Origin of the sequence: Acinetobacter tibetensis (assembly GCF_023824315.1) — a bacterium.
GTDB classification, from domain to species: Bacteria; Pseudomonadota; Gammaproteobacteria; order Pseudomonadales; family Moraxellaceae; genus Acinetobacter; species Acinetobacter tibetensis.
This window is the reverse complement of sequence record NZ_CP098732.1, coordinates 2,159,635-2,174,094: the sequence shown is the minus strand read 5'-3', so window position 1 is coordinate 2,174,094 and position 14,460 is coordinate 2,159,635. Positions and strand designations below refer to the sequence as shown.

Genomic DNA, 14,460 nt, shown 5'->3' with positions numbered 1-14,460 from the left:
TCAGGAAGAATAATGTTAGCCTACGATGCAGATTTAGAACTATTTAAAGATAATTTTAAGCGCTTTATGCAAGAGCATATTGCCCCAGATTATGACCAATGGGAGCGCGAAGGCATTATGCCGCGTTCGGTATGGAATAAATTGGGTGAAAATGGTTTTTTATGTGTAGATGTGCCTGAGCAATATGGTGGCTATGGTGTGCCTACCCATTATTCTTTAATGTTGGTGGAAGAGTCTGCTCGTGCAGGATATGGCGCACTTTCTACCGCGATTTCATGTCATTCTGAAATTGCTGCGCCTTATGTTTTGCATATTGGAACAGAACAACAGAAACAATATTGGTTGCCGAAAATGGTTGCCGGCGAAGTCGTGGGTGCGATTGGGATGACTGAGCCAGGCGCTGGATCAGATTTGCAGGCAATTCGTAGCACTGCAATTTTGCAAGACAATCATTATGTGCTAAATGGTTCTAAAACCTTTATTTCAAATGGACAACATGCTGACCTCGTGGTCCTTGCAGTGAAAACCGATCCGCAAGCACGAGCTAAAGGGGTGTCTTTACTTTTATTAGATACTCATTTAGATGGATTTAAGAAAGGAACCAATTTAGACAAGATCGGTTTACATTCTCAGGATACTTCAGAATTATTTTTTGATAATGTGCAAGTGCCTAAGGATCAGTTATTGGGCCAAGCAGGGCATGGATTTAACTATCTGATGCAAGAGTTGCCACGTGAAAGAACAGCGATTGCCGCGACAGCTTTAGGGGCGATTCGTGGGGCACTCGATGTGACCACACAATATGTACAAGAACGTCAGGCTTTTGGACAAAAGATTGGTCAATTTCAAAACACGCGGTTTGTACTGGCACAGGCAAAAATTGATGAGCTGGCGACAACAGCTTTTTATAATCAAAATGTAGAGCTCTATATGCAAGGTAAACTTGATGTAGAAACAGCCGCAGCACTAAAAAGTTTTTCAACCGACATGCAAATGAAAGTTGCAGATCAATTACTACAATTGTTTGGTGGCTATGGTTATATGACGGAATATCCAATTTCCCGTTTCTTTGTCGATGCTCGAATTCAGCGGATTTATGGTGGAACCAACGAAATTATGAAAGAAATTGTCGCGCGTGGAATGATAGGACGCTAATAATAAAAAAGAGCCGAAAGGCTCTTTTTTTGACTTAAAGCTTGAGCACAGTCAAACTTTCGCGAATAAATGCGGGTAGATCTTCTGGAGAGCGCGAAGAAATATACAAATTATTGTCATTCACCACGGCTTCGTCATAAAACACTGCGCCCGCATTAAGCAAATCGACAACAACAGATTTCATGGTGGTCATACGCCGACCTTTTACAACGCCTGCATTAATCAGTAATTGTGGACCATGACAGATACTCATAATCGGTTTTTGTGCATTCGCAAAGCGACGGACAAAATCGACATAGCGCTCATCTGCTCTTAAGTGATCTGGTGAATAACCACCAGGAATAAGCAAGGCATCAAATTCATGGACTGTAACATCATCAATGCTTAAATCAATAGTGACGGAATATCGACGTTTTTTCCCATAAACAATATTGCCAGCTTTGTTTTCAATATTAATTACACTATGGCTCGCAGCACGAAAGGCTTCAACGGGTTCGACATATTCCATGTCTTCGAAGTCATGCGTGACTAAAACTGCAATTCTTTTTGGCATTTTTATTCTCCGAATAGCATTTTTAAATCTAAAATAACAGACAAATTGTGAAATACGTCATATTAAATTGTGGTTAAATTGTGATCTAAAGTAATATGCCTTGATCATGTCATATTCTTAAAGAAATTTTCTAGTGCTATGTTTTAAATAAAAAATAATAAAAATAACGTGATTCAGCAATTTTTAAGGTTGAGTTGTATTTATCAGGACATTTCATGGAGGGTTTCAATCATTCAGTCTATGTATTCAAATCATCTTATTCCCAAGATTGCTAAGCCAGACGTTATATCTACTCGATAATTCAAAACTTTAGTTGGATTTTGGCAAATATTACTGGCTATAGTGTTGAAATCAGGATGAATCCAGATTTTATTGCCTACCATTTAATTGAAGTCTTGATATACTGTCGGCATTCACGTTTTCGAAGGGCGAAATAACAATGATCAACGACGATCAAAACACTACGACTTCTCTGGACTTGACCAAGATTCGCGAAGATATTGATTCTGTCGATCAACAGATTCAACAACTGATTAATCGTCGCGCGCGCTTGGCCGAAGCAGTAGCAAAAGCAAAGTTTGCATCTGAAGAGAATCCAATGTTTTACCGTCCTGAACGTGAAGCACAAGTTCTGCGTAATGTCATGGAGCGTAATGAAGGTCCTTTGTCCGATGTAACAATGGCACGTTTATTCCGTGAAATTATGTCAGCATGCTTAGCATTAGAAGCTCCACAAAGTATTGCGTTTTTAGGTCCAGTCGGTACCTTTACGCATTCGGCTGTGCTTAAGCATTTTGGTCAGGATGCGGTGGTTCGTCCTTTACCAACGATTGATGAAGTATTCCGTGAAGTTGAAGCGGGCAGTGCACACTACGGTTTAGTACCAGTCGAAAACTCATCTGAAGGGGTCGTGAACCATACTTTAGACTGTTTTAAATCATCGACATTAAATGTGATTGGTGAAGTGGAATTGCGTATTCATCATCAATTCTTAATTTCCGAAAATACGCGTAAAGACAGTATTAAACAGATTTATGCGCATCAACAAACCTTGGCACAATGCCGTAAATGGTTGGATGCACATTACCCTGGTGTAGAACGTGTTGCGCTCAATTCAAATGCAGAAGCGGCGCGCCGTATTCGTAATGAATGGCATTCGGCTGCGATTGCATCGGATGTTGCTGCAAGTATTTATGAGCTAGAAATTCTGCACAGTAATATTGAAGATAATCCAGAAAACACCACACGTTTCTTGGTCATTGGTCGTGAAAAAGTGCCACAAAGTGGTAATGACAAAACCTCTTTGTTGATTTCAGCACATGACCGCGCGGGTGCATTACTTGAAATCTTAGCACCTTTTGCAAAACACCAAATTAGTTTGACCAGTATTGAAACGCGTCCAGCTTTACCAGAAAAATGGGCTTATGTGTTCTTTATTGATCTTGAAGGTCATATTGAACAAGAAAATGTGAAAGCAGCAATTGAAGAAATTCGTCCTTTAGTCAAAGAAGTGCGTGTATTGGGTTCTTATCCAATTGCTGTGCTCTAAAATTCGCTATAAAAGATGGTTTGCTGTCTCGCATGATTGAAGCTTAATTTTGATTAGATCAATAATGTCGAGACTGCTTACAAAAACCTTTAAGTTAAACAAACTTAAGCATATAGATATCGTTGAAATGCACTTGCCAAAGTGTGGGGTTTAGAGGCGAAAGCATAAAAGATGACACAGCCATTATTTGAAAAAGTTGCATTTATTGGACTTGGCCTGATTGGTTCAAGTCTGGCTCGTGTAATAGTTGCTGAAAAACTGGCGAAACAAATTGTCGCATCAACACGTTCAAGTAAGACCTTGGACGATGCAAAAGCTTTGGGCTTAATTGCAGAAGGTTTTACTAATCCAGTTGATGCTGTTCAAGGTGCCGATTTGGTGGTACTTGCCTTGCCTGTACGAGCGACAGAAAAAGTTTTAGCCACCATCAAGCCTTATTTGTCTGAAAACTGCATCATTACCGATGTGGGCAGCACCAAAGGGAATGTTGTTGATGCAGCCAAAGCCGTTTATGGTGAAACGCTGCCTGCTGGTTTTGTACCAGGCCATCCCATTGCGGGTGCGGAACATACAGGTGTTCATGCAGGTAAAGTCGATTTATTTGCGCATCATAAAGTCATTCTGACACCACTTCCAAGCAGTGCACCTTGGGCGGTTGAAAAACTGATTACCCTTTGGCAAGCGGCAAAAGCTGAAGTCATTTGCATGGATGTGGAAAAACACGATGAAGTGTTGGCGCATACCAGTCATTTACCGCATTTGATGGCATTTAACTTGGTCGAACAATTGGCCAATCGCGCAGATAATTTGGATATTTTCCGTTATGCTGCGGGCGGTTTTCGTGATTTCTCACGTATTGCGGCCAGTGATCCGCAAATGTGGCATGACATTTTCTTTGCCAATAAAAAAGCCATTTTAAATGCTGTAGATGGATTTGAACAACAACTTGCTGTACTCAGAAACCTGATTGAAGATGAAGATTCGCCAGCCTTAATGGGCTTGCTTGGCAATGCTCAAGCTGCACGACAACATTTCAATCACATGTTAGCCAAGAAACCCCTGATGGAGAAAAATAAGGTGACACAACAATTTACCATTTTGCCAGGCCCTAAGACGTTCCAAGGTAAATTTACCGTGCCTGGAGACAAGTCTGTGTCTCACCGCTCTATCATGTTTGGTGCGATTGCAGAAGGCACGACCCATGTAACAGGTTTTCTTGAAGGTGAAGATGCTTTAGCAACGTTACAAGCCTTCCGTGATATGGGCGTGAGTATTGAAGGTCCTAAAAATGGTGAAGTGACCATTCATGGCGTTGGCATGCATGGTCTAAAAGCACCTGCGGGCGCATTGTATATGGGCAACTCTGGTACTTCGATGCGTCTTTTGTCGGGAATGCTGTCTGCACAAAAATTTGACTCTGTGATGACGGGCGATGCTTCGTTGTCAAAACGTCCAATGGAACGTATTGCGAAACCGTTACGTGAAATGGGTGCACAAATTCAAACGACAGGTGAACGTGGTACACCGCCAGTTTCGATTACAGGTAGCCAGCCATTAAAAGGCATTCACTATGACTTACCAATGGCTTCTGCTCAGGTGAAATCAGGTATTCTATTGGCAGGTTTGTGGGCAGTAGGTGAAACTTCTGTGACTGAGCCAGAGCCAACACGTGACCATACTGAGCGTATGTTGCGTGCTTTTGGTTATGAAGTAAAAACGGAAGGTAATCATATTTCACTGCAAGGTGGCGGTAAGTTGGTCGGTACGGACATTCAGGTACCTTCAGATATTTCTTCTGCTGCATTCTTTATGGTCGGTGCTGCAATTACTGAAGGTTCAGATGTGACACTAGAAGCTGTAGGCATTAACCCAACGCGTACAGGCGTGATTGAAATTTTGAAACAAATGGGTGCTGACCTTACTGTCGAAAATGAACGTATTGCAGGTGGCGAACCCATTGCAGATATTCGTATTCGTGGCAGTCGTACTTTAAAAGGTATTCATATGCCTGAAGACCAAGTACCACTAGCGATTGACGAGTTCCCAGCGTTGTTTATTGCTGCGGCTTGTGCCGAAGGGCAAACTGTACTTACAGGTGCAGCAGAATTACGTGTTAAAGAGTCTGATCGTATTCAAGTCATGGCAGATGGTTTAAAAACTATGGGCATTGACTGTACACCGACAGAAGATGGCATCATCATTGAAGGTAAAGGTCAATCTGGAGATTGGTCTGCAATTTTCACTGGCGGTGAGATTGAATCCCATCATGACCACCGTATTGCGATGAGCTTTAGTATGGCTGGCTTACGTAGTTCAGGTGAGATTAAAATTCTGGGTACAGAAACAGTTGCAACCAGTTTCCCGACATTTACTGAACTTAGCAATCAAGCCGGTTTAGCAATTCAGGTCACTGAATAAGCATTTTGACTCAACAAGTCCGTTATTTATGATTTAACAGCCAAGCAAAAGCTTGGCTGTTTTGTTTTTATTGCTTATGCTAAACCCATAAAACAAAAAAGCCTTTAGGTAGAGCTATGCGAAAATTACAATTCACTGCCAATTGCGAGCAGCATCAACATATGGTGGAATCAGGGAACCAATGTCATATTACCCAAGAATATGTGGCAGATTTGTTGGTAGGTAAGCTGAATCAATATGGATTTCATACCTTGCCACAAAGTGGTGATCATGTTGCTGTAAGTGTCGATAATCATGCTTTACCTTTATCCATTACCTGTCAAAGTTCAGATCAAGAAGGGCATCTTGTTTGTGAAATTACTTCATATCCAACCGAGGATCAGGATTGGCTAGATCGGATTACAGAACAAAGCTTATTGAATCAATTAGCACAAACAGTTGAAAATACATTAAAAAAAGATCAAAGTTTTAGTGAATTTGAGTGGAGGAATGGTTAATATTTAAAACCATTATTTCCACAAAAATAAAAAAATGTCTTCTAAAATAGCTATATTTATTGCGATATTTTTATTTTTTTTATCGTGGTGCGTGCCTGCTGTTGATGGTATGGTTGGTTTTGGCGTCATGGTGACATCAATTTTATATCATTTTTTGATTGTCCCTATTCCTAAAGTGTTTCCTGTATGGGCAAATTTAACTTTTTTATTAGCAGTGAGATGCTATTTTAAAGAAAGTGAGATGCTGGAAACATTTGAATCCAAAGCATGGATGTATGGTATTGTTACATGTGTTCTTATGTGTATTGGATTTTCTACAGCAATTACTAAAGTTAATATAGGTGCTGTGATATGGTTATATTCAGGATTCTTTTTAATCTTGGCGCTAGCATTAACTAAAATATCTCCTTTCTGGGATAAAATAGGCTTAGTTCTGGGAATTGGGTTTATTGTGTTTTTAAGTTTTAAACTTTATCAAAATGAATCCTACGTGTCTAAATATCAAACAGGCTTTAAAGAAGAAGGTCTAAAACATTATTTATTTCGCCCTAAGAATAGTGGATATGTAATACCAACTTTAACTCAGGTACAGCAAAACAATTCATACAGATGGTTGAATGGGCAGAAAGTAGCTAATGATACTGTGGATTTATCAAGTTTAATCAATGAGACGATTGAATTAGATTTTAACAAAACGATTGATGTTCCAGAATCTAATAATAAAAAGGCTGAATGTAAGTTAAAACAGAATAACCAACATGCTTTGTATTTTCCTCCACGTTATATTGATAATGGATATTCTTGGACACGATATTTAAATTCAGGAAATATCGCTGTAGGATATCCGACTCAACAGGAAGGAACGGTAATCTATCGCTCTAAGAATATTGATTCGTTGCATACGGTTATTCAACTTATTCGTAAAGCAGATCAACATATTTTATATCAGCAAACTCTTTTGGCAAATGGTGGCTATGATGGATGTACATATGAACCTAAGCAGTATGAGCAAGAACTGAATTCAGTGTTTGAATTGGATTCATCTTCTTTAAATAGAAAATTTGGCAGTTTCGTATCTCTTGAAAAATTTGAAGCACCAGAAAAATTAATTGAAAAATGTGAATGGATAAATGAATCTTATAATATTTTTATATTTGAAAATAAAAAAATTAATTTTCTGAATAAAAAAGTATTTAGCCCTCAAATTTTATGTTCTGAACATTATGTTGCAGTTGCATCGTTAACTGAATATCATGTTGGTGATATAGAAAATACATTACAAGTTGAAATGTTTAAACGAGATGATTTACAGCCAATTTCTTGCGGGCTACTTCGTTATGGCTTGACTAAGCCACAGACAGATGCATTTTATAAAAGAGAATTAGAAGTAGTAGACGTAACAATATTATCAGATAAGTTAGAACATGCTAAATGCCCTTATGTTGAATTACGGCTAAGTGATGGGCATGTGGATAAAGATTATAATTGGATCGAAAAATTTTAGCAGCACGTTGTATTCAAATGACTTTAAAGTGCTAAATTACGTATGACTTAGCACTCAGATCATTTATGGTACCTTTGATTTAAAGAATACCAAATGCGATAGTATGCAAAACAGATCTTATTCCACACGTAACCAAGTCTGACTACGACCTACAGCAGAAACACCGAAATAGCCACGTAAAAAGAGCTTTTTACTATTCGCACTAACCTTACCTTTTAAGCTATAGATCTTTCCAGAAACAGGGTCAATAATTTTACCATTACTATAATTTATATGATCATTCGTCTTTAAGCCTGTAATGACTTTCATGCCGATAATTGGTTTGTTGGTATACGGTGCAGGGCAATGAGTACAAAATTCTTTTGGCGTATAACCAGGACGTGGGGTCAGTTTGAGAACAGTACCTGCGTACGTGTTATTTGATTGTTTTTCAATTTTTACCAGAGCTTTAGGCTCACCTGTTTTGTCATCAATAAAGTGCCACGTACCAGTAATATCCTGTGCAAAGCTTGATGTAGTGGCTAAAGCAAGTAAAATTGCCCCAAAAAATGTTTTCATAGAATTGTTGACCGCAGTTTTGAAATTTAAAAGTGGAAAGCTATGGCGAGCTAAAGTATTGATTGTACAATTAATTATTTAAATAATGATGTGCATAAAATGCCAAAAATATATCAGAAAATAAACTTGTAAAGCAATACTCCATGTTGCATGAATGTCGATAATCCAAGAGTGTTTAATTATGCATTAATCAAGAAATTCAGGCAGATAAATTGGTATCTTAGCCAAATAAAAGTGTTGCAATAAGGATAGGAATGAATTGTGAAAAGACGAAATAGCATCCGCTAGACCGATTCAAGATTTTAAGCTAGTAGATCAAATATAACGAGTAATATTCAGCGAGAGTATAGGTTCAAGAAAGAAACCATCTTGAATGATCATGATTTCTTTCTTGATATTTGCAGATTAAACCAGCAGGAAACGTGAAATTGCAATACGTAACTGTTTTAAATACCCAGTAAAGAAGTGATTCGCACCTGGTAAAACTGTGACCAAATGACGCTGTGGCTTTGCCCAAGCAATCATGTCTGAGAGTAAAGTTACATCATCGGCTTCACCGTGAATAAATAGAATATCACCTTTAAGATCAGGCGTTTGATAGTGACGAACACCTGCAACAGTCGCAGTCGGCAAACCACACAAAATAGTTTGAATAGATCTGAGTTCACTTGGTAAAGCATCGTAGCATTTTGCCATGACATGTGCACCAAAGCTAAAGCCGCCCGCATAAAAAGGCAAGCCAATATGCTGTAAACGCGCATGATGAATAACTTTTAATACATCGTCAGTTTCACCATGCCCTTCATCATGAACACCTTCACTCTGACCTGAGCCACGGAAGCTTGGACGATAAACCACACAGCCATTTTCAGCTAAAATTTGAGCCAAAAGTGCTGGAACTTTATGTTGTGGCGTGCCGCCTTGCAATGGATGAGGGTGGCAAATTACCGCGAATCCTTTCACTTCGCCTTGTGGATAATCAACGAAAACTTCAATTTGACCCACTGGACCGGGAATGAAAATTTGCTCGGACATAAGATAAATGGATTAATAGCAGGAGAATCCGCTATTTTACCGATTATGATCAGTAAAAACACAGATTGGAAAAAAAATAAGTCTACTGTTATAGTTTGTTTAATTATTTTTTAATCAAATTGTATATGCTTGCCTTAATTTCTCCTGCTAAGACTTTAGATTATGAATCTGCACTTCCAACTGACCAATACACTTTACCAAGACTGTTAGAGCATTCACAACAACTTATAGACGTAAGTCGTAAACTATCTGCTTCAGAAATCGCCAGTTTAATGAGTGTCAGTGAAAAAATTGCCCAATTAAATGTAGCTCGGTTCCGTGACTGGCAACCTGAGTTTAATTTTTCCAATGCTCGTCAGGCCATTTTTGCTTTTAAAGGCGATGTTTATACGGGTTTAGATGCTTACGATTTAACTTTGCAAGACTTGGAATTTGCACAAACACATTTACGTATGTTGTCTGGTCTTTATGGTTTATTGCGTCCTTTGGACTTGATGATGCCGTATCGATTAGAAATGGGCACCAAATTAGCCAATGCGCGTGGTCATAATTTATATGAGTTTTGGGGTGACAAGATTACGCAATTGGTGAATGCAGATTTAGAAGAGGCAAATTCAGATTTGTTGGTGAATTTGGCTTCGGATGAATACTATAAATCTGTGAAAGAAAGTAAAGTGAAGGCTGAAATTATCAAGCCTGTATTCTTAGATCAGAAAAATGGCAAATACAAAGTCATTAGTTTTTATGCGAAGAAAGCACGTGGCTTAATGGCGCGTTATATCATTCAGAATCAATTGAATTGCGTAGAAGATTTAAAATCTTTCAATACCGATGGTTATTATTTTGATGCAGTCAGTTCAATGCAAGGTGAGTTGGTCTTTAAGCGTGATGAACAAGCAGCTTAAAAATCTGAAGATCACGCTTGAGTGGTTCTTTATGAATGTTTTATCAAGCACTACTTAAAAATAAGCCCCTTAAAACAAAGGGGCTTTTTAATTTAGCCAACCCAGCCACTTGGCGTATCTTGAATAAGTGGTTGTGTAGACGGTGGAGGAGGTGTCACAGCTCCTTGGCAGCCAACCAAGTAATATGATGTGAGTAAAACCACTAGAAATGTACGCATAAGCACCTCATTGAAGGAAAAAAAAGAGATTCATCTACCCTTTATTGCCTTGTTCGCTAGATACTTTATATACAGATGTACCGATTGACGAAGTTGTATATGCATAGTTAAGTGCATATTAGACTTATGATTCAGTCAAATAAGATCTGATGAATGGCTCATAACTGACTCAAATTCATCAAAGCTAACCACACTTCATGTTGTTGTATGTAAGCATAGCGCAAGTCAACAAAACAGCATTCTTCATGTGAAGATCTGACTTTTTGGAGTGGCGAAATATCGCCAATCAAAATCTTTGGGCAAGATCATACTTGTGAGATAGATTTGCTCAATGTAAGTAAAGCAAACTTGATCAGGACAACGTTTTAGTCCGAGGAGATATCAAGTTATTTAATCTAGGAATTAAGTCAGCAAGAATCTGGTTATAGAAAGACCCGATTCGAAAAGAATTTAGCTGGGTAGATTATTAAGTGAAGTATAACATGAAAAATCACGTATAAATTGTTTATTATTAGAGCACTTCCATATTCTTCTGCCTACAATGAGCAACAGTTTGAAAATGCTGATAAAGAAACTTTAGTGTACTTTATCAGCTAAATGGATTAGATACCTTTAAAGGCATCAATTGCCCGCTGACGACTGGATTTTAAATCTACAATCGGGTGGGGATAGTTTAGTTTTAAGTTTGCATTTTTGGCAAATGGTTCATGAATACTCTTGGCATCGAGATGGGCTAACTCGGGTAGCCATTTGCGAATATAGTCGCCATTGGCATCAAATTTTTGTGATTGGCTAATTGGGTTGAAGATCCGAAAATAGGGTACAGCATCTGTACCTGTGGATGCGCACCATTGCCAACCGCCATTATTTGCAGCTAAGTCACCATCAATTAAATGTTGCATAAACCATTGTTCGCCAAGCCGCCAGTCAATCAGTAAGTTTTTACATAAGAACATTGCAGTGATCATACGGACACGATTGTGCATCCAGCCCGTGGCAAGCAGTTGTCGCATTCCTGCATCAACAATCGGGATGCCAGTCCGTCCTTGTTGCCATGCCGCTAAGTCTTCAGGTGCATCACGCCATTGAATATATTGGGTACTTGCTTTGAAAGGTAGGTGCTTAGATACCTGCGGAAAGTCATACAAGATGTGTTGATAAAACTCACGCCAAAGCAGTTCATCTAACCAAGTTTGCTGTCCTAAATTTTCAGGGAGGAAGTGTCCTTGTTGCGCTCTGAATAGGGCTTGAATACATTGGCGAATGGAAAGCATACCAATGTTTAAATAAGCCGATATTTGACTAGTACCCTGTGAATGAGGAAAGTCCCTTTCATTATGATAGTAGCTAACTTTGTTTTTAATGAAATCATCTAAGCGTTGTAAGGCATAGTTTTCACCGACAGGCCATTGAGTTTCAAAATCAGCATCAAGTGTATTGCTCCATAATTCAGCGAGTTTAGGAACCTTGTTATCTACCATGAGATTAACAGGTGCTTGAGCGATGGGTGTCGGGTAACATTGCGGCAGACTCAAACTGAATTGTTCATAACAATATTTTTTAAATGCACCAAAGACTTGATAGGGGTGTTGGGATTTATTTCGAATTGAGCCAATCGGGAAAAGCGTACGATCTTGATAAAGCTCTAATGATTTTTTATGTTGTTGAAGTAAATTCTGAACTTCACTATCACGCTTTAACTCATTCACACCAAACTCAATATTGGCATGAATTGTTTCTACTGCATATGTAGTACTCAAATCCAGTAGTGCTTGAGGAATATCTTTCCACAAAGGCACTTGGTGAATGATAAGAGGAATATTGAGTTGATGGAGTTGTTCTTTTAAGGAATGTAATTGACGTAAGTAAAAATCTATTTTAACAGGTGCATCATGGTGAATCGCCCATTGTTCAGGAGATAAGATAACCACAGCCAAACAGGAATCGGCTTGTGTGGCATACCAAAGTGCAGCGTGGTCTTGTATACGTAAGTCTTGTCGGAACCAAATCAATTGCATGAGCTTAGTGCTTGAATAAACTACTTCACTTGATTCTAAAACGATTTGCTAAAATTCAGTAGGATGAGATGTATAAAAATAAAACACTAGGTGTAAAAAAGGGCAAAGTTAAATTTGCCCTTTTTTGATCGGTCGATCTTAGTGGTGATGACCACCCGCACCGTGTACGTGACCGTGATCTAATTCTTCTTGAGAAGCTTCACGGATTTCTACGATTTCAACTGCGAAAGTTAAGTCTTGACCAGCAAGTGGGAAGTTTGCATCAACGATTACGTTGTCGCCTTCAACTGCTTTAACAGTAACGATTTGAACGCCGTCATCAGTTTGCGCTTGGAATTGCATGCCCGCTTGAATGTTGTCAACGCCTTGGAACATTTGCGCTGGAACTTCTTGTACTAGGTCTGGGTTGTATTCGCCATAGCCTTCAGCAGCAGGAACGTTAACAGTAAATTTTTCGCCTACTGTTTTGCCTTCAAGCGCTTTTTCTAAACCAGGGATAATGTTGCCCGCACCGTGCAAATATGCAAGTGGTTCACCTTGAGATTGGTCGAGAGTTTCACCCTCTGCGTTAGTCAATGTGTAGTGGAAAGAAACCACGTGGTTATTTGCAATAGCAGTCATGTTATTGATCCATTCAATTTTTAAGGGTACATCATAAAGTGAAAAGCAGAATTTGTTGACTGTATTTCATCAAAAATTCTGCAATTTGTACTTTTTTACGACATTTTAAAGTTAATAAGGGCAGTTTGAAAAAATTCAATGCAATTTAATATTAGGTGCCAGTTTTTTGTTCATTGCATCTTTTGCCATAAAATAAGCTGTGCGGGTATATCCATGTAAGGTTGCTTGATGCATACGATATAACGAGATGTAGAGTGATTTCGCCACCCAACCTTGCACATTCACTTGCCCGAGTAATTCTCCTACAGCTTTATGATGACTTAATGACACTAGGGAGCCCTTATCTGCAAATTTAAACATCGGCTGTGCTTTGTTTTTAATTCGTGCAGACATTGCACTCACCAAGAAATGCGCTTGTTGACTCGCGACTTGTGCGCGGGGTCCAAGTACAGGTTCATCGGCAATGGGCTGACAATGTGCACAATCACCAAAAGCAAAAATATTCGGGTCTGTTTGGGTTTGTAGGGTCGCGTAGACTTTTAAACGATTTAAATGATCTTTTTCAAATTCCGTCAATTGTTGAAATACTTTAGGGGCTTGAATCCCTGCACACCAAACTTTTAGATCTGCGGGAATACTGGCACCATGAGCGAAATAAATGTGTTTTTTATCAATTTTGCTGACCCGCTTATGGGTCAAAACTTGAATATTGGCATGATGAAGTTCACGTAAAGTATGTTGCGATATTTTCTCTGACAGTGCGGGTAAAATTCGGTCAGCAGCTTCAATGAGTGAGATTTTTACTCGTTTAGGATCGATTTTATTGAGCCCATATTGATGAAAGCTTTGTGTGCTCTGTACCAGTTCTGCCGCCAATTCTACTCCAGTTGCACCCGCGCCAATAATGGCAATATTCAAATCCGTGGGCGAAGACTGGGTTTGTGCGGCCACATATAAGTGCAAAAGTTGTTGCTGAAATTGCTCGGCTTGTGCACGACTGTCTAGAAAATGGCAATGTTCACGTACGCCTTCTGTGTTGAAGTCGTTCGATGTAGAGCCAATAGCAAAAATAAGCGTGTCATAGTGAAGGGAATAGTGATGCTGATCTTCGTTCGCACCAGAAAGTGGATGTTCTAATAAAAGACTTTTATTGGCTCGATCTAATTCAGTAAAGCGACCTAAGACAAATTCGTAATCATGTTGCGCTGCATGAGCATAATAATTCAGTTCTTCGCTGTGGGCATTCAGTGTACCGACTGCAATCTCATGTAATAACGGTTTCCAAATATGCGTTAGGTTTTGGTCAACCAAAATAATTTTGGCTTTAGCCTGTTTACCAAAATGTTCTCCCAATAAAGTAGCCAGCTCTAACCCTCCAGCGCCACCACCGACAATCACAATTTTATGTAGTTCGTTCATTTTGACCGAC

At 39.1% G+C, this 14,460-nt stretch carries 13 protein-coding genes; 6 read left to right on the top strand and 7 right to left on the bottom strand.

The annotated features are described in order from the left end of the window. The first annotated feature begins 12 nt into the window (after positions 1-12). Positions 13-1,155 carry an acyl-CoA dehydrogenase family protein gene (locus tag M5E07_RS10660; protein ID WP_252219141.1) on the top strand — a complete coding sequence of 381 codons (1,143 nt, stop codon included), beginning with the start codon at positions 13-15 and terminating at the stop codon, positions 1,153-1,155. 34 nt (positions 1,156-1,189) lie between these two features. On the opposite strand, the gene M5E07_RS10655 is transcribed toward M5E07_RS10660, so the two are convergent. Then, positions 1,190-1,708 carry a type 1 glutamine amidotransferase domain-containing protein gene (locus M5E07_RS10655; protein WP_116761639.1) on the bottom strand — a complete coding sequence of 173 codons (519 nt, stop codon included), beginning with the start codon at positions 1,706-1,708 and terminating at the stop codon, positions 1,190-1,192. Between the two features lie 439 nt (positions 1,709-2,147). Between M5E07_RS10655 and pheA the strand changes: the two genes are divergently transcribed. The 4 genes from pheA to M5E07_RS10635 all read left to right on the top strand — a co-directional run bounded on the left by pheA (position 2,148) and on the right by M5E07_RS10635 (position 7,676). Next, entirely contained in the window at positions 2,148-3,257 is a 1,110-nt protein-coding gene (gene pheA / locus M5E07_RS10650) for a prephenate dehydratase (protein WP_016167477.1), read from the top strand. A gap of 171 nt (positions 3,258-3,428) precedes the next feature. Beyond that, positions 3,429-5,675, top strand: coding sequence for a bifunctional prephenate dehydrogenase/3-phosphoshikimate 1-carboxyvinyltransferase (locus M5E07_RS10645; RefSeq protein WP_252219139.1), 2,247 nt, complete (start codon positions 3,429-3,431; stop codon positions 5,673-5,675). Positions 5,676-5,791: 116 nt separating this feature from the next. Next, positions 5,792-6,172, top strand: coding sequence for a hypothetical protein (locus M5E07_RS10640; protein WP_252219137.1), 381 nt, complete (start codon positions 5,792-5,794; stop codon positions 6,170-6,172). A 34-nt stretch (positions 6,173-6,206) separates the two neighbouring features. Beyond that, positions 6,207-7,676, top strand: coding sequence for a hypothetical protein (locus M5E07_RS10635; RefSeq protein ID WP_252219135.1), 1,470 nt, complete (start codon positions 6,207-6,209; stop codon positions 7,674-7,676). 117 nt (positions 7,677-7,793) lie between these two features. On the opposite strand, the gene M5E07_RS10630 is transcribed toward M5E07_RS10635, so the two are convergent. Continuing rightward, on the bottom strand, positions 7,794-8,234 hold the full coding sequence (locus tag M5E07_RS10630; RefSeq protein ID WP_116761631.1) for a DUF2147 domain-containing protein: 441 nt from the start codon (positions 8,232-8,234) through the stop codon (positions 7,794-7,796). Between the two features lie 405 nt (positions 8,235-8,639). Then, positions 8,640-9,269, bottom strand: a complete 630-nt coding sequence (locus tag M5E07_RS10625) for an alpha/beta hydrolase (RefSeq protein WP_116761629.1) — start codon at positions 9,267-9,269, stop codon at positions 8,640-8,642. A gap of 125 nt (positions 9,270-9,394) precedes the next feature. Between M5E07_RS10625 and yaaA the strand changes: the two genes are divergently transcribed. After that, positions 9,395-10,174, top strand: coding sequence for a peroxide stress protein YaaA (gene yaaA, locus M5E07_RS10620; protein WP_252219133.1), 780 nt, complete (start codon positions 9,395-9,397; stop codon positions 10,172-10,174). Positions 10,175-10,266: 92 nt separating this feature from the next. Here yaaA and M5E07_RS16330 read toward each other — a convergent pair whose 3' ends face one another. The 4 genes from M5E07_RS16330 to M5E07_RS10605 all read right to left on the bottom strand — a co-directional run bounded on the left by M5E07_RS16330 (position 10,267) and on the right by M5E07_RS10605 (position 14,450). After that, on the bottom strand, positions 10,267-10,392 hold the full coding sequence (locus tag M5E07_RS16330; RefSeq protein ID WP_264757391.1) for a hypothetical protein: 126 nt from the start codon (positions 10,390-10,392) through the stop codon (positions 10,267-10,269). A gap of 602 nt (positions 10,393-10,994) precedes the next feature. After that, positions 10,995-12,410, bottom strand: coding sequence for a cryptochrome/photolyase family protein (locus M5E07_RS10615; RefSeq protein ID WP_252219130.1), 1,416 nt, complete (start codon positions 12,408-12,410; stop codon positions 10,995-10,997). A gap of 138 nt (positions 12,411-12,548) precedes the next feature. Continuing rightward, positions 12,549-13,031, bottom strand: coding sequence for a peptidylprolyl isomerase (gene slyD, locus M5E07_RS10610; RefSeq protein ID WP_116761623.1), 483 nt, complete (start codon positions 13,029-13,031; stop codon positions 12,549-12,551). Positions 13,032-13,166: 135 nt separating this feature from the next. Then, complete coding sequence (locus M5E07_RS10605) at positions 13,167-14,450, bottom strand: NAD(P)/FAD-dependent oxidoreductase (protein ID WP_252219127.1); 1,284 nt, start codon at positions 14,448-14,450, stop codon at positions 13,167-13,169. Positions 14,451-14,460: the final 10 nt, after the last annotated feature.

Coding starts and splice junctions, on each gene's coding strand:
- M5E07_RS10660 (WP_252219141.1), top strand. CDS start 13: ATGTTAGCCTACGATGCAGATTTAGAACTATTTAAAGATAATTTTAAG.
- M5E07_RS10655 (WP_116761639.1), bottom strand. CDS start 1,708: ATGCCAAAAAGAATTGCAGTTTTAGTCACGCATGACTTCGAAGACATG.
- pheA (WP_016167477.1), top strand. CDS start 2,148: ATGATCAACGACGATCAAAACACTACGACTTCTCTGGACTTGACCAAG.
- M5E07_RS10645 (WP_252219139.1), top strand. CDS start 3,429: ATGACACAGCCATTATTTGAAAAAGTTGCATTTATTGGACTTGGCCTG.
- M5E07_RS10640 (WP_252219137.1), top strand. CDS start 5,792: ATGCGAAAATTACAATTCACTGCCAATTGCGAGCAGCATCAACATATG.
- M5E07_RS10635 (WP_252219135.1), top strand. CDS start 6,207: ATGTCTTCTAAAATAGCTATATTTATTGCGATATTTTTATTTTTTTTA.
- M5E07_RS10630 (WP_116761631.1), bottom strand. CDS start 8,234: ATGAAAACATTTTTTGGGGCAATTTTACTTGCTTTAGCCACTACATCA.
- M5E07_RS10625 (WP_116761629.1), bottom strand. CDS start 9,269: ATGTCCGAGCAAATTTTCATTCCCGGTCCAGTGGGTCAAATTGAAGTT.
- yaaA (WP_252219133.1), top strand. CDS start 9,395: ATGCTTGCCTTAATTTCTCCTGCTAAGACTTTAGATTATGAATCTGCA.
- M5E07_RS16330 (WP_264757391.1), bottom strand. CDS start 10,392: ATGCGTACATTTCTAGTGGTTTTACTCACATCATATTACTTGGTTGGC.
- M5E07_RS10615 (WP_252219130.1), bottom strand. CDS start 12,410: ATGCAATTGATTTGGTTCCGACAAGACTTACGTATACAAGACCACGCT.
- slyD (WP_116761623.1), bottom strand. CDS start 13,031: ATGACTGCTATTGCAAATAACCACGTGGTTTCTTTCCACTACACATTG.
- M5E07_RS10605 (WP_252219127.1), bottom strand. CDS start 14,450: ATGAACGAACTACATAAAATTGTGATTGTCGGTGGTGGCGCTGGAGGG.